We start from the raw sequence: 23,793 nt of genomic DNA on the forward strand, positions 1-23,793 counted from the left end.
ATAGAAAAAAAATGCTCAGGAAAAAGTTATTGACAACCAAACCATTATTTAATTATCATAACGTTGTGATTATAACTAGAGGGCCATGCTTTTAAACCCAATCGGTTTAGGACAACCCCGGTAACTCCAGCAGGAGGTGCCGGGGTTGTTGGCGTTCATAAAGGGGGGATAACGTTAAGAATAACCTACCAACGTCCAATGTTGAAAGCGCTTTTCTAATCAAAAAAAGAGACCACAAATCTATATAAATTGAACTACACATTTGCACGAGAACGGAGAGGACAGAAATAACCTGAAGAAGTGAAACGTTCGCCTTTATCCCCGGATTTCCCCCTTTGAAAAGGGCATCAAAAAAATCTGGGGATAACAGCGATCGGAAGGTTGTTCCGTCATCGGAGTGGTAAGTGTAAATATTCTTTAGTTCAATCTATATAATAAACGAAGGGTGGATTACCAATGTTCAAATGGACCAAGCGAATCATCCTCAGTACCACGCTGAGCTTCAGCTTGCTGGCCGGAAGTGCACTGCCATTATTCCCGGCGGCCTCCGTATTTGCAGATGCTGATACGGCTGTAACCAACAAGCAGAACTTCAGCACCGATGTTATTTATCAAGTATTTACCGACCGTTTTCTGGACGGAAATCCCTCCAACAACCCTACTGGGGCTGCCTATGACGCCTCCTGTTCTAACCTGAAGCTCTATTGCGGGGGCGACTGGCAAGGACTGATCAACAAGATTAATGACAACTACTTTTCCGATCTGGGTATTACGGCACTCTGGATTTCCCAGCCTGTGGAGAACATATACTCACTGATTAACTATTCCGGTGTCAACAATACGGCTTATCACGGCTATTGGGCACGTGACTTCAAGAAGACCAATCCTGCTTTCGGTACGATGACCGATTTTCAGAACCTGATCAATACGGCACATGCCAAAGGCATTAAAGTCATCATTGATTTTGCTCCTAACCATACCTCTCCTGCCATGGAAACCGACACCTCGTTCGCAGAGAATGGAAAGTTATACAATAACGGCACTCTGCTTGGTGGCTACACCAATGATACGAACAAATTATTCCACCACAATGGCGGCTCCGACTTCTCCACACTGGAGAACGGTATCTACAAAAATCTCTATGATCTCGCTGACCTGAACCACAATAACAGCACCATTGACACCTACTTCAAGGATGCGATCAAGCTCTGGCTGGATATGGGTATTGACGGAATCCGGGTGGATGCGGTGAAGCATATGCCGATGGGATGGCAAAAAAACTGGATGTCCTCCATCTATGGCTACAAACCGGTATTCACGTTTGGTGAATGGTTCCTGGGTTCATCTGCATCCGATGCGGACAATACCAACTTCGCCAACCAATCCGGTATGAGTCTGCTCGACTTCCGTTTCAACAATGAAGTACGTAACGTGTTCCGTGATAACACATCCACGATGGTTGCCCTGGATTCCATGATCACCAGCACAGCCGCTGATTATGCCCAGGTGAATGACCAAGTGACCTTCATTGATAACCATGACATGGATCGCTTCAAAACAAGTGCTGTCAATAACCGTCGCTTGGAACAAGCTCTTGCATTTACACTTACCTCGCGGGGCGTACCAGCCATCTATTATGGCACTGAGCAGTATTTGACAGGTAACGGCGACCCTAACAACCGTGCCAAAATGCCTTCGTTCTCCAAAACAACAACTGCTTTTAACGTCATCAGCAAGCTGGCTCCATTGCGCAAAACCAATCCAGCCATCGCCTATGGAACAACTCAGCAGCGCTGGATTAACAACGATGTGTATGTGTATGAACGTAAATTCGGCAACAACGTGGCTGTCGTAGCGGTTAACCGTAATCTTTCGACGTCCACATCCATCAGTGGTCTGACCACTTCACTCCCTTCGGGTACATACAACGATGTTCTTGCAGGTGCATTAAGCGGTAATAACATTACCTCTACAGGAGGTAACGTCGCTAACTTCACTTTGGCAGCAGGAGCTACAGCGGTCTGGCAGTATACAGCCAATACCACTACACCAACTATCGGGCATGTGGGCCCTGTAATGGGTAAAGCGGGTAATACTGTTACCATTGATGGTCGTGGATTTGGTACTACCAAAGGCACTGTCTATTTCGGTACAACCGCTGTTACCGGTTCAGCCATCACATCATGGGAAGATACTCAGATCAAAGTGACCATCCCTGCTGTTGCCGCCGGCAACTATGCAGTTAAAGTCGCAGCGAGCGGAGTCAACAGCAACACTTATAACAATTTCACGATTCTTAGTGGCAACCAGGTTTCCGTCCGTTTTGTCATCAACAATGCATCTACTACACTCGGTCAGAATCTCTATCTGACAGGCAATGTTGCGGAGCTGGGGAACTGGTCTACAGGCCCTCTCGCCATTGGTCCGGTCTTCAATCAGGTCATCTATTCTTATCCAACCTGGTATTATGACGTCAGCGTGCCTGCCGGAACGAATCTGGAATTCAAGTTTTTCAAAAAGAACGGCTCAACGATTACGTGGGAAAATGGCAATAATCATACCTTCACCACACCAACCAGTGGAACCGCAACCGTTACAGTGGACTGGCAGCCTTAATTCCTTCACCGTCCTATCATTCAACCCGGAGTCAGACGCGACAAGCGCCTGCTTCCGGGTTCTTTGATTAGGCTCGTCCTTATCTATGGCATGCATTTACTATCGATAGTTCCGAATGGATTTTAATCCTGCTGCCGCAATAATTCCTACCACCAACAGCAATGCTCCGAGGCTCTCCAGCACGGTTTGAGCACCCCACTGATCAGCCAAAACGGAAACCACCGTTAATCCCAGGATCGGGGCTGTACTTGTTATGGTTCCGAGCACCCCGTAGATTCTACCCTGCAGCTCATCGGGAACCTCGGCACGCATCATGATCTGGGTTAACATCGTACAGCACGCAAACATGGCTCCCCCGGCAATGATCAGCGGCAAGGCCACCAAAGGAGAAGATATATTGGCTAACAGCATATACAGTGGGCCGAGAACCAGCAGACCGATGAACACCCATCGTCCCCTTCGTTTCAACCGATTGCCTGAGGCAATCAGAATTCCGGAACCCAACATGTACCCCAGTGGAATACATGTCTCAATCAGTCCGAACTGGACAGGATTCGCCTGCCATACTTTGACGGCCATGACTTGAACAAGCATGATGGCTGACATGAAGAAGAGAATCAGCAGCGGATTAAGAATAACGATTGAACGAATCAGGGGATGTGCGAAGATGTAGGAAAATGAACCGCCCCACTCCATTACGAACGATCCTCTATGCATGGAAGAGCGTTGGACATCCGGAAAACGCCCAGCCAACATCACACATATCGCAGACAGCAGAAAGGTCGCACCTGTAATCATAATAGCCGTAAATCCTCCAAATGCAGAAACTGCAATGCCCGCTGCGGCCAGTCCGCTGATCCGGGCAATATTATCGACCAGATGGATGGTTCCTGTAGCTTGTTGCAGATGCTCCCTCCCCACCAGACTGGTTACCGAAGCATGAAATGCTGGCGCCTGAAACAGACTGGAAAACATCGAAAGGGAAAGCATGAGCAGTACGATTGGAAAAGGAGCGTGCAGCACAAACAGACTCACCGCGATGATAAACGCCATAGCCCCACGAAACAAATCCGACGACAGCATCAATGTTCTGCGATCCAGTCTGTCGGCAAACGTACCTGCGAATGATCCGAACAGAAAACTGACGACCATGTTACATACTTGTACAGCTGCCATGCTCTTCGCACTTCCTGTGGTCTGCAACACCCACAGACTGATGGCAATGCCGTTGAAACAATCACCAAATACGGAGATGCCATAGCCACACAAAATTCTGCGATAAGCAACATTACGCCAAAGCGCCCTATTGGCCATTTTCTGACTCTCCGCAGCAGTAAGAGCCCCGTTCGGTCCCAATTCCGGTTCTGGGGACTGTAGCGTTCCCATCGATCTTTTCCTCCTCTTGTCATTCGGATCTCAAACAGCAGGCAGGCGCTTCCGGAGCAGTTCCAGCGATGAATGGAACCTCTCAGAAGCGCCTGATTGGTGGCCTGGATATGTTCTACAGGCTGTCTATGCGATTTGGGTGTTTATCCTCTTATCCTTTTATCCTTTGGAGGCGCCAGAGGTCAGCCCCTGCACCAGGAAGCGTTGCAAGAATACAAACAACAACGTAATCGGAATAGCGATCAGTACCGCCCCGGCAGCAAACATCGTAAAGTTACTGTCCTGATAACGACTAACCAGATCCCACATGCCAACCGCAAGTGTCCAGTTCTCTTTTGTCCGAAGTACCAGCCGGGCAAAGATAAAGTCCATCCATGCACCAGTGAAGCTGGTTAAGGCTACATAGGTCAGCATCGGCCGGGACAACGGCAGAATGATGCTGGTGAACACACGCAGATGACTGGCACCATCAATTCGTGCTGCTTCATCCAAACTGCGCGGGATGGTATCAAAGAACCCTTTGACAATAAATCCACCCAGCACGGCCCCAGACGAATAGACCAGAATCAACGCGGCATGAGTGTCCAGCAATTTGATCTGAAGCAAAATAATATAAATGGCAATCATGCTCATGAAGCTCGGGAACATCCCGAGGATCAGCATGGTGGATAGAATGGTCTTGCGACCGCGAAACCGGAACCGGGATAAGGCATACATGCCTAAAGTGACCATGAGCGTTGAGAAAATCATGGTGAAAAAGGCGATCTTCAACGTGTTCAGATACCATGTTCCATACATGAACGACGGGTTATTAAACAGTTCCCCATAATGTGCCAGCGTGAACGCTTCAGGCCACAGACGTTCACTGAACAGAGCCGCACCTGGACGCAGTGACGAGAGAAATATCCACAAGACGGGATACACCGATACGATGGCAATGATGACCAGCAGCACATAGCTGATCGTCAGACGCATGGGATTGTTGCGCTTTTTCATTGAATCATGTCCTCCTCCTTGAACGATTTGGAACGACGGAAATTCCAGATGGAGAACGACGCAATAATCAGGAAAATAATGATACCGACCGCCGAAGCCATATTGAACTTGTTGTTATCCAACGTCAGTTTGTACAACCAGGTCACGAGAAGATCGGTTGATCCCGCATACTGATAATCCCCACGCAGCGGATTACCGTTCGTCAACAGGAAGATGACATTGAAGTTGTTGAAATTCCCGGCAAATTGCATAATGAGCACCGGTGTCGTAGCGAACATGATAAAAGGAAGCGTAATGATGCGGAACTTCTGAAAGCCAGACGCACCGTCTACCTCAGCCGCTTCATACAAATCCCGTGGAATCGCTGTTAGCACGCCCAGTATGAGCACCATGCTGACCGGGATTCCGATCCACATGTTTACAATGACGACTGTAACTTTTGCCCAGAATGGATCGGTTAACCATGGCAACCCCTCAAGGCCAAAAGCCTTCATATACGTATTAATGGGACCAAACTGTCCGTTGAACAGGTTACGCATCAGAAGCAGTGAGATAATCTGCGGAATGGCATACGGAAGAATGAAGATCGTCCGCCACAGCTTTTTGAAACGAATACCCTTCTGCTCGATGAGAAGTGCAACCAGCACCCCACCAAAATACGTAGTCACCGTTGCCAGAATGGCCCAGATCACGGTCCATGTTAATACTCCAAAGAAGGTATGGCTCCACGATTTAAGCTGAATTAGATCCGTAAAAGTCTTGAAACCGACCCAGTCCACCAGCTTGGCGGGCGGAATATGATCCGGTGCCGAGTAATTGGTGAAGGCCAGGGTAATCGTAAATAAAATCGGCATAATGGTGAAAAACAGGATTCCGAGCGCAGGGATGGATAGGAAAAGATACGGAAATTGTTTATCGAGCAGATATCTCAGGGAAGCAGAAGCTCCAGTGGCCTGCTTGCCTTCCTCTCTTAATTTTCCCGTGATGTACGCATCCCGAATATTGAAAATATATAGAAGAAGAAAAACGAAAAATACCAAAAGTACTATGATTCCGTTGAGCAGCAAAAAGATGGAGTGGTCGCCCTGTTGCAGCACCGTTGATCCATTGACCTTGACGAAACGCTGCGTTTGCTCGCCCAGCGTCCATACTCCCCATACAGCCTGATTCAAACGGGGAATCAGATAAGCGAGTCCTACTCCCTCTAGGATCAGAAAACAAATTCCCTTAATCCATTGACGGTTATACAACTGTCCAAGTCCTTGCAGGACAAGGGACAACACAGCCGCTGTCATGCGATGCTGTCTTTCTCGATTCGGTTTAACAGTGACTGGAACATGCTGTTGTTTCATTCATTCCTACTCCTTCCCGGCAAGCGAAGTTACCGATCAGTTATAGCAGAGTGCAGAGGACATGTTGACTTCCTCTGCACCTGCTCTTTCTTTTTTATTGGACAGTTGCAAGGCTCTCCTTGACTTGTTTGACTGCGTTATCCAGAGAGGTTTTCACATCCTTGCCTCCATCCCATATGTCGGTAATTGCTGCACTGATGGGACCCCATACGCTATCCATGGCAGGAAGCGAAGGCATTGGGGTAGAGTTGTTGAATTGCTCAAGGAATGCCTTCGTGATTTCATCCCCTTGAATTTTCGGATCTGCCGCCACGTCTTTATTGGCTGGGAGAGTGCCGTTCATCTCAAAGTTGACCATCTGGGATTCGGCACTGGAGAGATAAGCTGCAAACAACTTGGCAGCATTCGGATAGGTTGTAAATGCATTGACGTAATAGGCCTTGACTCCAGAGAAGGAGGTCATCGGTTTGCCTTCAATCGCCGGAAGTGGCGCAACACCGAAGTCAATGCCAGCATTGCGATAATCGGCGATGGACCAAGGTCCGTTAATATCCATGGCCAGTTTCCCGCTTGAGAAGAGACCTTTCTTGATGTCATAGTTCACATCGCCCATCTTCACAGGCAGTACTTCCGATTTCAGCGTTTGCAAGAACTGACCGCCCTTGATGGCTCCCTCATTGTTGAGGCCAATATCCTCGCTGTTCATGCCTTCATCACCGAAGATATATCCGCCCTGGGAAGCCAGATAAGCAAAGTTGTAATAGAACTGCTGTAGCTCCCACATCAGAGTGTACTTATTGTTTTTGGTGTCATTAAAGGTTTTGGCAAAGCTGATAATGTCATCAAATGATTTCGGTGCTTCGGGATAAAGCTTTTTGTTGTAGAACAACGCATAGGTTTCTACGCTGTAGGGATAGCCGTATAAGATGTCTTTGAAGGTTACGGCTTTAACCGCATTGTCACTAGTGGATTGTGTAGTCTGTTGCTCAAAAATATCGTTCGGCAAAATCAGTCCAGCTTCTGAAGCGCTACCAATCTTGTCATGTGGGAAAACGACCACATCCGCAGCCAATCCCGCGGGTCCGTCCGTAGTGAGCTTGGTCACTTGATCCGTCGGCGGCAATTCCTCGATTTTTACAGAAACGCCGTATTTCTCTTCAAATTTCTTCGCCCGTTCTTCGATAAAGCTGCGCTGATTTTTATCCTCCCATATGACAAGGCTTGCGCCCTCTTCTGGCTGAATATTTTCCGCGGTTACTGTGGTTTCTCCAGTCTCACCGCTGTCTGTTGTGGTTGGCGCAGCGCCTCCACCTCCGCTTGAACACGCGGTAAGTGTGAGTGCCATGAATCCTGCAAGTGCTGCTTGCTGCCATTTTCTCATTGAATTTCCCCCTTTTCGTAGTCATGATCGATGCTGTACTCGCGCTTTTCACCCGTTTTTCTGTGTACTGTTCCTGTATTCCGAAGTTCGGCTTATATCCGTTTGAACGTAATACAAACGTTTGCTCATATTAACCTCAGATGGGTACAATCCTTATGTAATCGGGATGAATTTTCTAGGAAGTATGTTGATTCAAGTCATGTAAGCGCTATAATAACAATCACATCATACAATAGCGAACTTTATTTGCACAAACGTTTGCACAAGTCATTTTCGTCCATTTTCCTTCACTTTTATGGCTTATGTTCCTGTAATTTCCGATTTGCTTGATCTCCCGCCGTCTTCCTTTGTTTTGCTTTCCCCTCTTCACCATGATGCAGTTAGCAATTGATTTATCGAAGTCTTTGAATTAACATAGGAGACATGTTGAAATGCTTGTACAGAAGGGATTTTTCACATGATTACAATCAAAGATATTGCCAAATTGGCGGGTGTATCCCCTTCTACGGTCTCACGGGTTATTTCCAACCATCCCAGAATCAGTTCGGAAACGTCACTCAAAGTGAAGCAAATCATGAAAGAAATGAATTATCATCCAAATATGATGGCCAAAAGCCTTGTTTCCAAAACGACTCAAACCCTGGGTATCATGCTGCCCCGACCTGCTGAAGAGCTGTTTCAGAACTACTTTTTCGGAGAATTGCTTCGGGGAATCATTACGCATGCCACCCGCATGAATTATGAACTTCTTCTCTCCACCGAAACGTCTTCCAGCGATGAGTTGAATGCTATATCCCGCCTGGTACATGGGCGACGCGTGGATGGTATTTTGCTGCTTGGCTCCAAAAGGGAAGATCCGATTATTTCGTTTTTGGAGGCGGAAAAGTTTCCTTTTGTGCTGATTGGCCGCAGTGAAACGCATCCCGATGCACCGATGGTGGACAATAACAATGTACAGACAGCATTCGATGCAACCACACATCTGATTGCCCAAGGGCATAAACGAGTGGGATTTGTTAGCGGACCACCAGATTTGACGTTGTCTCATGATCGCCTGCTCGGATACAAAAATGCGCTTGAAAAAGCCGGTCTTAATGCTAACAATGACTGGATCGTGGAAGGAGAATTCCTACAGGAAAGCGGCTTCCGGGCGATGTCCCTGTTCATGTCGCTACCCGACAGACCAACCGCCCTCGTTGTCATCGACGACAATGTTGCCTTTGGCGTGCTTCGTGCTCTGGCCGAGCTGGGATATAACGTTCCTGAAGATATAAGTGTTGTGAGCTTTAACAATATTGCTTTATCGGAACTTGCTTCGCCGCCGCTTAGTTCCATTGATATCGGAACTTATCAGCTGGGCTATACTGCGGTTCAGGTATTGTTAAAAATTCTAAACGGTGAACACCTGCCTCAGAATCCAGTGATTATTCCGCACCGCTTGATTGTTCGGGATTCTTCCCTATTTACGTTATCCGGGAACGCGTAGACATGTTTGTGCAAACGTTTGTCCTATTGCCTAATGCTCCACATTCTCGCCTATTACGGACATGCAAAAAGAAGCCCATACACTGGTATGAGCTTCTTTGCATATTTCAGTTATGGACGACGGATTAGTATGAACTCCATCCTGCATCTGCCGTTACGACTGTTCCGTTCACGAAGCTGGATTCGTCCGAACCAAGGAACAGGGCCACCTGTGCAATTTCTTCACTTTTACCTGCACGCGGATTGATCGCCATTCCCAGCTGTTGTCTGCTGGCACCGAAGTGATTAATGTTTGTCATTGTGGAAGCAATATTGGTTTCAACCCCACCCGGAGCAATTGCGTTACAGCGAATACCTTGTTGAGCATACATGAAGCCTGTATTTTTGGTGAATCCCACAACTGCATGTTTGGAAGCCGTGTAAGCCGCGCCTGCACGTGCACCATGCAATCCGCCGGCTGAAGCGATGTTGACGATAACGCCTTTTTGTTTTTCCAGGAAGATTGGCAGCACTTTGCGGGTAGCACGCATGACACTTGTTGTGTTGATTGCAAAGATACGCTCCCACTTGTCATCCACAATGTCACCAGCTGGTTCCATACTGTCCATAATGCCTGCATTATTGACCAGAATGTCCACTGTTCCATATGTGTTAACTGTCGTATCGATCAGGTTCTGAATATCTTCTTCCTTCGCCACATTCGCAACCACAAACGTCGCTTCTCCACCATTTGCCTTGATATCCTCTGCAACCGCCTTCGCTGAAGCTTCATTGATATCCGATACAACCACCTTAGCACCTTCTTGCGCGTACAGTGTTGCAATTGCTTTGCCCATGCCAGAACCCGCACCTGTTACTACAGCCACTTTATCTTGAAGTCTCATGTTGTATCATCCTCCATGTATTCGTTTACAATAAGTTAACAAACAAATGTTCATTAACTCTTATCCTTAGTATAATAAGTCATAGCATTCCTGTTCAATCAGTAAAAGCTTGCCCAATTGTACGTTAATCAACACTTCTAATACCGAATGTACTTTATCTTAAAATACCTATTTACGAGGAGTACTGCATATGACCGAACTTCCGAGTTCCATGGATCGAAGAATTAAGAAATCCAAAGCGGCGCTGAAGGATGCCCTCATTCAATTAATGCAAAAGCAGTCATTCAAAGAAATATCCATTACGGATATTGTGCAGCTGGCAGATCTGAATCGGGGAACCTTTTACAGACACTATCAATACAAAGAAGACCTGTTCAATGAGATCATCGATGACATTATTAAGGATCTGGTCTTATCCTATCGTGAGCCCTATCTGGATAAAGAAATATTTGAAGTAAGTCATATGCCCTCTTCTGCAATCAAAATTTTCGAACATGTGCATCAGCATGCGCAATTCTACACCCTTGTCGTTAAATCGGAGGCATCGTCCAATTTTCAGCAAATGATCTGCGATGTTCTGCGTGACCTTGCTCTTCAGGACCTCAACGAAATATTTCCGTCCCATATCAATCGCGAGCTGCTGGCAAGTTATCAATCCCATGCGATCTTTGGCATGATTATTGAATGGATTCGGCAGGAATTCAAGCATAGTCCCACTTATATGGCAGATGAGTTATTTAAAATCATTAATTACAAACCTGGAAATGTAGCGTATCACACCTCGTATAAGGCACCCTAAGTACAATATGTACACACAAATCAGCATAAAGTTTGAATGAAAGTCTCTCTTTTGCCTCATATTAATCAGGAATCAATTGAATAGTTTCGCAAAATATGGGTAAAAGATATGAACGCCATATTTAACTATTTACATGTGTACCTAATATAATATGAGGAGGAATCATGATGACATCTTTCAAATATCGGCTTGAACAAAAAGAACCCCGTACGGGCCCAGGCGGTATTACCCGCGGTGCTTCCGTTCGGGATTTTCCTGCGTCCATTGGAATAGCGGGCGTATCCATGCGCCTCGAACCGGGAGGCATGCGTGAATTGCACTGGCATGCCAATGCGGCAGAATGGGCTTATGTGATCAGCGGCTCCTGTCGCACCACTGTCATTCACCCGGACGGACATGCGTACACCGATACATTTGAGCCAGGAGATGTATGGTATTTTCCACGTGGTTACGGACACTCCATTCAGGGATTGGGACCGGACGAATGCCATTTTATTCTGATATTTGATAATGGTGATTTCTCGGAAGATCATACGTTCAGCATTACCGATTTCCTGTCTCATACACCGAACAACATTGTTGCCCAGAATCTTGGAATTACCCCAGAGCGTGCAGCGAAATTGCCTCAGGGAGAAGCCTATTTCGTCAAAGGGCCTGTCCCTAATGACAGCTCCTCTTCCGGAACTTATCGCCGCAATTCGGAGCTGACGACTCCCCACCGATACCCGCTGCATGCCAAGCAGCCCAGACGTGCACCAGGCGGCGGAACCCAACGCACGGTTACTGTCGAAGATTTCCCCATCTCCACCACGATGGCCGGATCATTGATCGAGCTGCAACCAGGCGCATTACGAGAGATGCATTGGCATCCCAACGCCGACGAATGGCAGTATTACATTAGCGGCACTGCCGAAATGACGGTATTTCTGGCAGAAGGTCATGCGGTGACAGAGCAATTCGAAGCAGGCGATGTGGGTTATGCCCCGATGGGTGCAGGTCACTATATCAAAAATACGGGAGATGAGGTCTGTCGTGTGTTAATTGGGTTCAACAGCGGACACTATGAAGCTATTGATCTGAGCGAGTGGCTAGCAGGCAACCCGGATGATGTGCTGTCCACTAATCTGGAAATGTCCAAAGAGGAAGCCGAACAGCTTCCGAATGATACTCTTTTTATCGCACCGGACCCGAATAAATCGAAGTCATAGTCCAACCACTACCGGTACCTATTGAATATAGGTTTGGAAAAATGATCCTTCTGTCATTTATCACTAAACCACTCGAGTATCATGGAAAAGGGGTTGGACATCATGGCTTCTGCTTCCGATTCGACCAGTGATCGCAAACGTGTGGGACATACCGTAGAACGACTGGAGCCGGGTCTTTCCCGGCTTCTACTGTCATGTGCACTTGTGCTGATCTCCGGTTTCATTGATGCCGTCGGCTATCTGCAGCTGGGGAAAATCTATCTTTCTTTCATGAGTGGTAACAGTACCAAGCTTGGCATCGCGCTATTTGAAGGAGACTCCGCTGTATTAACGAATATAGGCCTGGTCATTTTTTTATTCGTTGTAGGCGCCTTTATCGGTACGTTGATCACAGATCGATTGGGAAAATGGCGACTGGCGGGCATCTTGGGCTTTGAATCCCTGCTGTTTGCCGGCGCCATTGTATTCTTGCTGTTCCTCCATACACAGAGCGTGCTTTTCCCGATTGCAGTTGCCATGGGTATGCAAAACACCATGCACCAGATGGTTGCTCATGCTGATGTGGGCAAAGGATTTGTGACAGGCACATTATTCGGTATTGGACAGGCACTGGCCAAAGCCGTTCGGGGTAAGGCTCCTGCTTCCGAATGGGCAGTACTCGCCCTGTCCTGGGTTATTTTTGTGTTCGGTGCAGCTCTGGGAGCATTACTATTAACCCAAGGAAGCCTGCTGCTTGCCCTGATAGCTTCACTGGCTCTACTTCTTCTGCTGATCCCCTACGTCCTCCATGTTCACCGTGATTTGACCTAAGCAGCAGAAAGGCAAAAAAAAACGGTTGAACCAGAGCTTATCTGAGTTCAACCGTTTTTTGATCTCATGTACGATACTTCCACTATACCCCTCTAACTACCTTTCAAACTACAGCCCCAGCTTCTGCCCTTTCTCCAACCGCTGAATCTGCTGCTCTCCGGTATCCGCCAGTTCACGGAACTGATTAATGGTCTCCCGCATCCGTGGCAAAGCCTCCTGCTTATAGAGACTGATGGAGTCGAGCGCGGAAAGCACATCTGTGAAGGCCTGCTTCATCGTATCCACGGAAATGCTGGCCTCATAAGCTTGCTTCTGGATGGCAATGCCCTGATCTTTCAGCATTTTGGACGTACCTGCGATCAGGTCGTTGGTCGTCCGGTTAAGCAGTTCAATTTTCTGCAATACAATCTTCTGATTGTACAGTGCACTCGCAACAGTGACGGCAATTTTCAATGCCGAGATCGTTACATTTTTGGCCCGATCCACACCGCGGATCAATTCCTTGTTGTTGCGAATGACAACTTCAATCGCCATGATGCCCTGCTGGTTCACCACCAGCATTTGCTGTAAATCCATGACCCGCTGACGTAGCGGGAACAGCACTTCTTCGGTAATGAAGCGAACTTTCTCCGGGTCCTCATTACGCACCTTGGCGGCTTCGATCTGTGCGTCAATCGACTCATCCATCAGCACCCCAAGCTGAATTTCCTTTTGCAGTCGTTTGGTGAGCTCCCGAAGATTTTGCTGTTCAATTTCCAGTGTTGTATTGTCGTTTCTCAAGGTCGCTCTGCCTTTATCCAGCGAGGTCACAATATCGGCGATGACCGCGTCAGCCTTCTGGTATTTGAGAAAATAAGCCCGTAGCGGATTGAACAATTTGCCAAGGAATCCGGTCTTGGCGAAATCGACCACGCTGGGGTCTAGATCCTTCAGTTGCATATGCAGCTCGGTCAAGCCTTTGGCGACCTGACCGCCCTCGTCTCCCGTCTTGGACAGATGTCCAACGGAGACTTGAAGCAACGCGTTTTTCTCGGAAGAGGATCTCATCGTATTCATGCCAAAGCCATCAATGGATTGCAGAATCTCCTTTCGTTTCTCCAACGATTCGAGATCCAGTGTCATGATCATCTCCACATTGGCATTTGCGACTTGCTGCAGTTCCGCCACCTCGGCAGGTACGGGCTTTATTTCCTCCTCTATTACCTTCTGAATTTCCTTCTGGCTAGGTATCTCCATCGAAAACGACATCCAAGTTCCCCCTTCAATTACGTGCTATATAAAATGGAATAATGAACCTTACATTAGGTCACTTCAAGTGCAGTCCCCGTGCTACATCTGCACGTTGAACAGGTTACCGATTTTGTACACCACATCGTCTGTATCGGCGTTAATGCTTGCCGCTTCGTTAATGCTGGAGATACTCTCCAAAGCTTTGATGTCCGCGTTATAACCGATCGTGTAGATTGGCACTTTGTACGTCTCAACCAGATCACGAATATCCTTCAGTGTATGACCCTCATTGGTCTCTCCATCACTTAGGACAAAGATCAGTGGTTTCACATTTGGATTGGTAGCCATATAATCTTCAAGCATCTTCATCGCCACGACGATCCCATCAAAGGTTGCCGTACCTCCACCCGCTTGCAGGCTATCCACCGTACCAACAAACATCGACTGCTGATTCGTATCATACTTGGCAATTGGCAGATTCACCGTTACTCCACTAGAGTAGGAGACGAGGCCGATGCTGTTATCTGTGCCAAGGAACTTCTGGCCTTTGCGCAATGATTCCTTGAGTCGGTTCAGCGGTTCGCCGTCCATACTCCCGGATACGTCGGTTACAAATACGGCGGCAATCGGTTTACTGCCGTTCTTTTTCTCTTTCCATACTTTCTGAGCGGACAACAAGGTGCCACCATCCACTGTGTTCAATTCAGACTTGTAGTCTTGCAAGCCGTTGAAGCCGAATTCCTCAGCCGATTGCTGATACTTCGCTTGGGTTACGAATTCCGCATACTTCTTAATGATCTCTTGCTTGTTCTGCGGCAGTTGCCCCAGTGCATACAGCGGGCTGTCATGTCTTACGCCAAAAGGGGTAAAGACATATCCACTTTTCAGATCTGCGGTGTTTACGTAAGTCTGGTACTCCAGTACAAATGCGTCCAGTCGCCCTGACTTGGCTGCCTCACGCATCTGAATGGTTGTGGACGCCGTAAACGGTACGTTCGCTTGGAACTTCTCAAAACCCTCAATCGCTTTCTCACCAAGCGGATTGGAGCTGTCGTATGTGTTGAGTGCCGTCACGAGAAAGTTTAGGCCCGTGGAACTGGCGAACGGATCGGTGTACCCCATCGCGAGCTCATTGTTGGCAATCGCTTCGGTCACGGTTTTTACATTAACCGATCCGTACGTGTCGACCAGCGCATCATATTTGGCTTTCGAGATGACGATACCAGGAACGTTCCCCACCAGTCTTTTGGATACCAGGTCTGTCTTTACTCCGCTTGCAGCTACCATCTCGCCCCATAACTCATTCGAGGGAGTGTACGCATCAGGCACATATTTACCAGACTTAATATAATCAGCAGCCGTACCGGATGCGATATTACGTAATTTCACTGAAACCTGTTTGCCGCCAACGGTAATGTTAGCCTTGTTGAACTCTTCGGTGACCTCGGTCAACCAGCCATCTGCTCCGGTTCCCGCCTTTTCAATGGAAGAAAAGATCTCTATATAATCATTCGTTGTATTCTCGACCGTGATCGGAAATTTGGAGATGTCCGGCAGTGATTCAGCCACATCCACCGGATCGAGATCAATCTGTCCCTTCACAGGTTCAGCCGTTGCCGGCGCAATGTCCGCATACAACTTCCCTAACTCTTTGCCTGCATTCTCTGTCGTTACCTGTGTACTGGATTTACCAACGTTCGACGTCAGCGTAATCCCTGCATATACGAGGCCAAACACGAGTACCAGCATCACGATCGATATGAAAAAAAACTTTCCCTTCTTAGCCATACGTACAACCCCTCACTGTCTGTATAATTTAGTGTGCTTGATTAATTGGTCAATTTCTTGCATACATGGCATTTGTTCAATATCTCCTGCTTCAAAGCTGTCCAAGCGGGAGATTTCCAGCATCAATTGGTCAAGCTTCAAAAGAATTTCCTCATTGGTATGAAGCGAGTTTTTCACATAGCTCAGATAGTCGTTATATACTTTGGTCTTTTCCTGAAAGAGCTTTTGGGGAAGTGTAGCGGATTTGGACTTCATCAGGCTGGCGTACTCCGCTTCATCGAACACATTGAGTCGGTTAAGTACACTTCGGATGTTGAGGTATAACAGCTTCTCCACCTCGAGGGTGACCGAAGCAAATTTCTTGTAACTCAGTTCCCCCGGATCAAATCGCTGATTCAAAACGTTCAGGAGGGTTTCTTTCTTTTTCTTCATGCGGCTTAGTTGAGATAATCCCAATGTGATATCTTCCTCAAGCACTTTAATGCGTCGATAAAAGGATAACGCTTCCACATAATCTTCATGGGTTTCGATATTCTTCACAGGCAAGACTACCGGCTGTCTGAACAATAAAGTGTAGCTTCCATAGAAGAGAGCCATCACGCTGCCGAACAGAAATGTCACCGAGAGCGCTGTTGTAAATGCTCCCCCGCCAAACTCCAGTCCGATGAATCCTGGTGAGAACAATAGAACATTCATGACCACAACGCCGAAGATCAGCCCCAGCAGTTTTATGTACTTTATCATGTAAATCATCAGACCTCCTTTCGCGCTATGTGTTGAAGCTTTATGTCGATATTTACCATTGGAACTTTATTTCATTGTACATGATGTTGCCGCATTCGGGTGGATTAATATGGATATTCATAATATACGTGGCTTGGGCTTATCCCATTTCATCTTTAGAGGGACAACGTGGATAAGATTTTGTAACCTTTGTGAACCGAACTTGATGCCCTTGGACAATCGGTGGCGGAAAAAGAAATGTTATCAGGTAATACGTGGAAATTTGCAGTGCGTGTCATTTTTTATATAGGGCTTGTTCGATACGATAAAAAGAAAAAACACCCCGACGCCTGCGCCGGAGTGATGATGTTGTTGTCTAATCTAATTCAGCTTGAATAAATTCCGAAGCGGAATTTCCAGTTCCGGATATAACACCGATTGAATCATTTCTTGCTCCGTGTACAGATGACGGTTCTGGTAACTGCCTTCTTCCAATGTGTACACATGAACGGTCTGATTGCCAGGGTCAACAATCCAGTATTCATTCACACCGTATTTCTGATACAGATTAAACTTCTCGTTAAAATCCTTCAGCGCAGTTGAAGGAGAAAGTACTTCTATGATTAGAGACGGCGCACCTTGACAGCCGTTTTTGGTTATTTGGTCTTTGGAACAAACCACCGATAAATCCGGTTGGACAACATGATCAGGTACGTCATACTGTTCATTCTCGCTGAAATACACGTCAAAGGGAGCAACAAAGACGATACATTTCCGATTCTGAAAAAAAGTACGCAAGGAGAAGTGCAGTTCACCTACAATAAACTGGTGTAATGAGGTGGGGGCTGGAGACATATTGAACGCTTTGCCGTTAATTAACTCCCAAGTCCCCTCCCAAGTTAACCAATCCTGAAAACTATAGATGCCTTTATTATCCGGTTTTGCCACACTTCCATCCTCCTCTTTTACCTAATCAGCATTTTACTATTATTATACCATTGTGTTTGCCCAATTTCATACAATGCCTCTTTTACGAAAAGATAGATTCCGGTTTGCTGCGCGTTGTACGTACCTCCACCACTTTTCCAGCACATCCGTTGTCGTCCAACGCTTGGAATGCAACTCGCACACTGTCTTTACCTGACGTAACCGTCTGAGGGATATCATAGGTAACGAAGAACACTTCACCGATCTTGTTCATATGAATCCGCTGTTCACCGACCACATTTCCATCGACGGCGATACTAAATATTCTTTCATGCCGTGTTCCTTCCCGTTCAAAAGGAGAATGATCCCCGCCCCAGTATGCCACGCATACATAGTTCGGTGCAGAACCATCCACCGCCAGCTGGTAGCTGAAGTAAGCCCCGCTGACACCATATGCTTCTCGCCACATATGCAGCTTGTTGCGGCTGTCTGTATATGAACCGTTATGCTGTTCTGCACGGCAATTGCTATCCAGATGATGTCCAATCTCATCCTGCTGACCGTCAGGCTGCACCCTGTCGATGGTGATATCATTCAATTCCTTCTCCAGTGCATCCCCTTCATCGTTAAACGGCCAATAGACCGTATAGAACTCATGATGCACATCATAGAACGGAATCAGTTTCACCGGGTTGCCGTCCGAGGTGACGTCCTTGCTGATCTCAAACGTCAACGTACTCACGTCTACAACCTTGATCCACTCTTGCACATCCTCCTGCTCTGTCCAGATCACAGGTACAGGTGCGGTTTTGGGATTCAGTGCCGTTTCGTCCACGATGGTATCCTCGGGCAGCCCTTCGCTTCCCAAAGCCCCTGCCAGCACAATCGGACCGTACAGGAATGACACTTTGTGTGCATCGTCCCTGGACGTGTATTGGTGGAGCGACATCGGCAGCGTGATGATGATGACATCGCCAGCGGTCCATGTGCGCTCGATGTCGAGGTATCCGGGTTCCATCCGGGTATGCGGATGGGCCGTATCCCCGTTGACCGTTGCCGTCATTGGCTCCTGTAGCCATGAGGGCACACGTAGTCTAAGATTGGCCGAGGCGCTGCCTTCGGTGATCGTAAGGGTTACCTTTTCCGAATAAGGAAAGTCAGTTTCGAGCTTCAGCGACATGCCTTGGGATCTCCAGTCCAACTGGGAAGCAATATACAGGTTAACGTACAGATCCTGCTCATCCTCGAAATAGATCGCCTCGGCGTATTTGCCCGGGTTCTCCATGCCAGATCCTGTACAGCACCACCAGGCGGTATCGTGAGTACCGTAGATTTTGTAGTGACCTTGCAGTGTTGATGCAAAATACGTTTTGTTGCCTGTGTCCGGGTCCTGTGTGCCCAGGATATGGTTGTAGATCGCATTTTCATAATAGTCCATGTATGCGCTGTCGGGATTCCAGGTGTAGAGCTGCTTCGTCAGATGCATCATGTTGTGGGTACAGCAACTCTCTCCGGTTTTAATGCCCAGACTCTCCATGCCTTTCGCTTCATAATGCTCCGAAATGCTCGTTGCACCAAATACATAAGACCGATGATGGATCGTGGTATCCCAGAAAAACTCCGCCGCTGTCCGGTAGCTCTCGTGATTATGATCCTGATTGTATATTTCGGCTGCACCGATGACTTTCGGAATCTGCGTATTCGCATGTTTGCCCTGAAGATCGTCCTGCTTGTGCTCCAACGGTTCGAGGATTAATTGATGTGTGAATTTGTTGGCTATCTCAAGGTATACAGACTTCCCGGTGATTCCATACAAATGTGCAAACACTTCGTTCATACCGCCGTGTTCACATAGAAGCATGACCTGCATCTGTTCTTCTGTCATCGGGCTTAGACCTTCTACCGCCCAATCCGCAAACCGTGTTACCACCTCAAGAGCCTGTTGATTGCCCGTTAATTTGTAAGCGTCAATCAGACCACGATAGATTTTGTGCACACTGTACCAAGGCACCCAGTATTCGCCGATGTTAAAACCACCAATATGCTCTGCCCGAAATGCAATACGGAAAGCTTCTTCGGACAGGCCGCCGACATACCCGCTGCCTGTATGCTGTTGAATGGATGCAAGCTCGCTGACCGCGTAGTCCAGCGTTTGCTTTAACGTTTCATTACCTGTCGCCTGATAGGTCACTGCCAAGGCAGACAGATAGTGTCCAAGGGAATGCCCACTAATCGAGCGCGCCTCCCAACCCGCGTATCGATCCTTTTTCACCGGTAGCCCATGGGCCTCAAAACATGGTGCCAGAAAACGATCAATGTCCAGTGATAACAAATACTTTTCTCCAACTTCCTGTGACGTTTGAAAAACGCCATTTAACAGATCTACATGCTCCGGTCCCAGAAAACCCTTTTTGGTTTCAATCATTCTGCTCGCTCCTCCTCGGTATGTAGTGGATATTTAGAAGTACTTATATAATTGTACAAAGGGTAAAATCCGTGTTGAAATTCATGTGTCCTTTACGAACTTTCTTCATATAGGCCTTGAATATCCTCATATTATCAAATAAAATACAACTACATCAGACTCATAATCCAAGAAAAGGTGGAGAAATCCGTCCTATGCAAAAGCCATTGGAACATTACCTGTGCGGCAAGTTCATAACCGAAGGTAATTGGAGCCACATGAAGCGCAGCATGCCTGTTCACGAGGTCATTTTGATGTTGGAAGGCGAGATGTACATTGCGGAGGAGGACGAGCAGTTCGTGGTTCGTGCAAATGATCTGCTATTTCTGAGAGCTGGACGCACCCATTACGGCTATCAGGTTAGCGATGCTCCCGTCAGCTTTTACTGGGTTCATTATGATTCGATTGAGAAAGAGTTCGACCAGTATCCCACCCATGCGACTATTCAGGTTCCGTCCACCGCCAATCAGCTGTTCAAGCAATTACTGCATAGTTCATCGTTCTCACCAGAAGAAGCAGACGCGGCCTTGCTGCTGCTGCTCAAAGAACTGGAACGCAACACACAGGCGGGTTATCGGCCGCACAATGCGATCGTTGACCACATCTGCAAGTGGGTGGATATTCATCTGCATACCGACATTACGGTTGGTAAGATTGCCGAGACTTTTAATTTTAACAAGGACTATATCTCCAAAATGGTGAAACGTGAGAAAGGCATTGGGCTCAAAACCTATATCCTCACGGAACGGATTCGCCGGGCCAAGCAGATGCTGCTCAATACCAATGCCAGTGTGAAAGAAATCGCGGGGCAATGCGGTTTTTCGGATTACAAACTTTTCCTGCGCATGTTCAAACAATACGAAGGCAATACACCCACCGAATATCGCAATAATTTGTATTCCACACAGCTCAATCGCCTATAATGAACCTTATACGTGCGAACCTTAGATGTGCTTGTGCGGATTATACCAACTCATAGAATTTCATGAGTCATATATAGAAAATTTGAATTAATCCAGTACCATTGGGTGTGATACAATTCAAGTCAACTATATCTCTTATCAAACCAAGATCAGAAGGAGAACTTGAGATGACAACGGCAGTAACGATTCATCCCGCTACAGAAGCTGACCATGAAGAAATTGTACATATTCTCATTGAAAGTTACTCCGAGTACCGGGACACGTTCCAAACACAGGAACAATGGGAACATTATTTGAAGGACATTCGGGAATCGCCGAGCAATCCTTATATTAAGCAATTATGGATTGCCAAAATTGATAATCAGATTGTCGGAACGGTGCAATTGTTTGAGACAGCGCATAAGGCTTATCCGAGCTTCGAGTTGCCTATTGATTATCCGTTTATTCGACTGCTGGGCGTTGATCCCAAGTGGAGAGGTCACGGTATTGCCAGAGAATTGCTTCAACAATGTGTTGAGTCTGCTAAAGACATGGGCAAAAATACGGTGTATTTATATACGGGCGGCCAGATGGTCAACGCGATCCGATTATACGAACGTTTCGGTTTTGTAGAAGACCCGGAATTCAGTTCCGAGAGTGGTGGAGGCAAAGCAATTTGCTACCGTTATGATTCATAATTCTCGCAAATGGTAATAAGCGTGGATAACACAAAAAGGGATGCCCATAAGTCATTAATACGACCGAGGGTATCCCTTTTTAGCGTTATTCTAATCTAAAGAATCGGAATCGAGCAGCAAATGCTATTCGCTCCATTTTCCACACTATTAACAGCCGATTTCCACCAGAATTTTTGCATGGCTCTTGTCGGTCATACCTTTACTTTTCTTACAGCTTCGCTCATCTCAATCGTTTGCTGCCTCAGCAGCGTGGACGTTTGTGCCACCTTCCGGAACATGCTCGACTGCTCCCCTGTTAAGCGATAAATGTCATCTGAATGATCTGAAACGCCGGATGAAATTTGCGAGATGGTGTTGACCGATGCTGCCGCTTCCTCGGAACCCGCCGATATCTCTTCCGCTGCTGCGGAAACCTCCTGGATACGACGTGTCACCACACGAAACGCCTCAACCATATGCGTGAAGGCAAGCTCTGCTTCTGCTGTGCTCGTCACCCCCTGGCCGATCTCTTGGGAGGTAACATCCATCTGTGTTCCAATATGCTCTGACTCCTGTTGAATGCTGAGCAACAAATCCGATATCGTCTGCACAGATGTGCTTGAAGCCTCCGCCAATTTTCGTACTTCATCCGCTACAACGGCAAATCCCTTTCCATGTTCTCCTGCATGAGCGGCTTCAATTGAAGCATTCAGCGCCAGCAGCTTAGTCTGACTCGCAAAATCCCGCACCGTATGAAGCGCACCGCCGATTTGCTGCGAGAAGTTGTTAAGCACTTGGACCATGGCTACAACTTCAGCAGATACAGCCGAAATGCTCTCCATCTGTTTCTTCATTTGCGTCATGCTCTGCTTACCTGATTGTGCCGTAGCAAGTGCAGTTGTTGCAGCGTCGGACACGGCTGTAGAGGACTCTGAAATATCGGTAATGCCTTTTGCGATCTCTTCCATCGCATTAGCGCTGTCGCTAGCACCTTGCTTCTGGGTATGTGCTCCCTGTCTGATCTGCTGCACGGACTGGTCAACGCTCTTATTCATCTCAAGCATGTCTTCTGCATCACGATTGAATTGCTCCGTTGATTCCGCGAGAATATCAGTGGTTACCGAAACACCCTCGACCATGTCGCCGATCATTTTATTTAAGTCCCCAGACATATGAATCATCGCCTTGAATGTGCTGCCAATCTCATCCTCACTCTGCAGCTGATAGGCTGTCAGGATTCGGTTAGCTTCCGCCAGCTCACCTTGCGCCATTTGTTCGACGCTTGCCTTCAACGGTTTCAGCGGTCGCAGCCCTCTTACGATGAACCACAATACAACCGCGATGCCTGCAATCGTGATGAACAACAACAGGGCATATAATGGAATGCTGGACTTCATAATATCTGACTCAATACTTCCAATGACCGACACAGCCGTATCAATTCCAATCACACCCGTCAAAACTCCATTACTGTCCAAAATCGGAGCGTATGAGGAAATATATTCGCCATACTCCTCATTATTAATGATAGGGGAACTGGCTGTTTTCCCTTGCAGGAGCTTTTGGACTGCATCACCTGGGATATCCGTCACTTCATTGATCGGTGATGCTTTATCTGCATCTTTCATGCCGTCCACCATAATGAGAGGTGTGCCTGTATCGTCTATTTTTACAAAATACACATACATCGCACCGATGCTCACACGAAAATCATCCAGCTCATCACGAATCTTCAAGAACACGTCATTTTCCTTGGGGTCTTTGGCAAATTCCACATACGATCCTGTATCCAGCTGTTTCACATAACTCTCGGCAATTTGAATATTATAACTCGATATGGCCTCCTGCGCGGCTAGCTTCATATTCGCCAGCTGAAGCAGCATGCTTCCCGCAGATATAATCACAATGACCAATGTAACAATGGCAACAATGCGAACAACCAAACGTTTCTTGAAAAAACCGACCATCCAATCCTCTTCCTCTCACACCTGTATGTAAGCCTTTTCGACTACGACTACCCAAAAACTACATGCTTGAAGCACTATGTAATGTGAAAATAGTATATGAAGTTGTCGAATTAGGCAAGAAAATATTGGATACGGATTAAAACGCTATCATGACTGTGTTAGCTACTTTAAAAGCACAATAAAAAAACACCGTCAGCT

Annotated in this window: 18 protein-coding genes; 7 read left to right on the top strand and 11 right to left on the bottom strand. The window is 47.1% G+C overall.

The window, feature by feature from the left end:
• The first annotated feature begins 456 nt into the window (after positions 1-456).
• Positions 457-2,616 carry an alpha-amylase family glycosyl hydrolase gene (locus A6049_RS18090; RefSeq protein ID WP_063566012.1) on the top strand — a complete coding sequence of 720 codons (2,160 nt, stop codon included), beginning with the start codon at positions 457-459 and terminating at the stop codon, positions 2,614-2,616.
• 99 nt (positions 2,617-2,715) lie between these two features.
• Here A6049_RS18090 and A6049_RS18095 read toward each other — a convergent pair whose 3' ends face one another.
• The 4 genes from A6049_RS18095 to A6049_RS18110 all read right to left on the bottom strand — a co-directional run bounded on the left by A6049_RS18095 (position 2,716) and on the right by A6049_RS18110 (position 7,731).
• Complete coding sequence (locus tag A6049_RS18095) at positions 2,716-4,002, bottom strand: MFS transporter (protein WP_063566013.1); 1,287 nt, start codon at positions 4,000-4,002, stop codon at positions 2,716-2,718.
• 159 nt (positions 4,003-4,161) lie between these two features.
• Positions 4,162-4,998, bottom strand: coding sequence for a sugar ABC transporter permease (locus A6049_RS18100; RefSeq protein ID WP_024628944.1), 837 nt, complete (start codon positions 4,996-4,998; stop codon positions 4,162-4,164).
• A complete protein-coding gene (locus tag A6049_RS18105; RefSeq protein WP_063566014.1) occupies positions 4,995-6,350 on the bottom strand; it encodes a carbohydrate ABC transporter permease in 1,356 nt (451 codons plus the stop codon). Before A6049_RS18105 ends, A6049_RS18100 begins: the two co-directional genes overlap by 4 nt.
• 94 nt (positions 6,351-6,444) lie before the next feature.
• Positions 6,445-7,731, bottom strand: a complete 1,287-nt coding sequence (locus tag A6049_RS18110; RefSeq protein ID WP_063566015.1) for a sugar ABC transporter substrate-binding protein — start codon at positions 7,729-7,731, stop codon at positions 6,445-6,447.
• A 457-nt stretch (positions 7,732-8,188) separates the two neighbouring features.
• Here A6049_RS18110 and A6049_RS18115 point away from each other — a divergent pair, with 457 nt between their 5' ends.
• Positions 8,189-9,217 carry a LacI family DNA-binding transcriptional regulator gene (locus tag A6049_RS18115; protein ID WP_063566016.1) on the top strand — a complete coding sequence of 343 codons (1,029 nt, stop codon included), beginning with the start codon at positions 8,189-8,191 and terminating at the stop codon, positions 9,215-9,217.
• Between the two features lie 124 nt (positions 9,218-9,341).
• On the opposite strand, the gene A6049_RS18120 is transcribed toward A6049_RS18115, so the two are convergent.
• Entirely contained in the window at positions 9,342-10,100 is a 759-nt protein-coding gene (locus tag A6049_RS18120) for an SDR family oxidoreductase (RefSeq protein WP_063566017.1), read from the bottom strand.
• 190 nt (positions 10,101-10,290) lie between these two features.
• On the opposite strand from A6049_RS18120, the gene A6049_RS18125 reads away from it, so the two are divergent.
• The 3 genes from A6049_RS18125 (at position 10,291) to A6049_RS18135 (ending at position 12,917) form a co-directional block, all read left to right on the top strand.
• Positions 10,291-10,899 carry a TetR/AcrR family transcriptional regulator gene (locus tag A6049_RS18125; protein ID WP_063566018.1) on the top strand — a complete coding sequence of 203 codons (609 nt, stop codon included), beginning with the start codon at positions 10,291-10,293 and terminating at the stop codon, positions 10,897-10,899.
• Positions 10,900-11,063: 164 nt separating this feature from the next.
• Positions 11,064-12,107, top strand: coding sequence for a cupin domain-containing protein (locus A6049_RS18130; protein ID WP_231952700.1), 1,044 nt, complete (start codon positions 11,064-11,066; stop codon positions 12,105-12,107).
• A 102-nt stretch (positions 12,108-12,209) separates the two neighbouring features.
• Positions 12,210-12,917, top strand: coding sequence for a YoaK family protein (locus A6049_RS18135; RefSeq protein ID WP_205412028.1), 708 nt, complete (start codon positions 12,210-12,212; stop codon positions 12,915-12,917).
• A gap of 108 nt (positions 12,918-13,025) precedes the next feature.
• Here A6049_RS18135 and A6049_RS18140 read toward each other — a convergent pair whose 3' ends face one another.
• From A6049_RS18140 to A6049_RS18160, 5 genes are all read right to left on the bottom strand, one after another.
• On the bottom strand, positions 13,026-14,165 hold the full coding sequence (locus A6049_RS18140; RefSeq protein ID WP_063566020.1) for a toxic anion resistance protein: 1,140 nt from the start codon (positions 14,163-14,165) through the stop codon (positions 13,026-13,028).
• Positions 14,166-14,246: 81 nt separating this feature from the next.
• A complete protein-coding gene (locus A6049_RS18145; protein WP_063566021.1) occupies positions 14,247-15,935 on the bottom strand; it encodes a vWA domain-containing protein in 1,689 nt (562 codons plus the stop codon).
• A gap of 12 nt (positions 15,936-15,947) precedes the next feature.
• Positions 15,948-16,679, bottom strand: coding sequence for a hypothetical protein (locus tag A6049_RS18150; protein ID WP_063566066.1), 732 nt, complete (start codon positions 16,677-16,679; stop codon positions 15,948-15,950).
• Between the two features lie 360 nt (positions 16,680-17,039).
• Positions 17,040-17,606, bottom strand: coding sequence for a Uma2 family endonuclease (locus A6049_RS18155; RefSeq protein ID WP_063566022.1), 567 nt, complete (start codon positions 17,604-17,606; stop codon positions 17,040-17,042).
• Between the two features lie 82 nt (positions 17,607-17,688).
• The gene (locus A6049_RS18160; protein WP_063566023.1) at positions 17,689-20,010 is read right to left on the bottom strand and encodes a glycoside hydrolase family 127 protein; all 2,322 of its coding nucleotides are present in this window, start codon (positions 20,008-20,010) and stop codon (positions 17,689-17,691) included.
• Positions 20,011-20,204: 194 nt separating this feature from the next.
• On the opposite strand from A6049_RS18160, the gene A6049_RS18165 reads away from it, so the two are divergent.
• Together A6049_RS18165 and A6049_RS18170 are read left to right on the top strand one after the other, a co-directional pair.
• Positions 20,205-20,972, top strand: coding sequence for an AraC family transcriptional regulator (locus tag A6049_RS18165; RefSeq protein ID WP_143038109.1), 768 nt, complete (start codon positions 20,205-20,207; stop codon positions 20,970-20,972).
• Between the two features lie 167 nt (positions 20,973-21,139).
• Entirely contained in the window at positions 21,140-21,649 is a 510-nt protein-coding gene (locus A6049_RS18170; RefSeq protein ID WP_063566024.1) for a GNAT family N-acetyltransferase, read from the top strand.
• Between the two features lie 191 nt (positions 21,650-21,840).
• Here A6049_RS18170 and A6049_RS18175 read toward each other — a convergent pair whose 3' ends face one another.
• Positions 21,841-23,595, bottom strand: a complete 1,755-nt coding sequence (locus A6049_RS18175; RefSeq protein WP_063566025.1) for a methyl-accepting chemotaxis protein — start codon at positions 23,593-23,595, stop codon at positions 21,841-21,843.
• Positions 23,596-23,793: the final 198 nt, after the last annotated feature.

It is taken from the genome of Paenibacillus sp. O199, assembly GCF_001636635.1.
Lineage (GTDB): Bacteria > Bacillota > Bacilli > Paenibacillales > Paenibacillaceae > Paenibacillus > Paenibacillus marchantiae.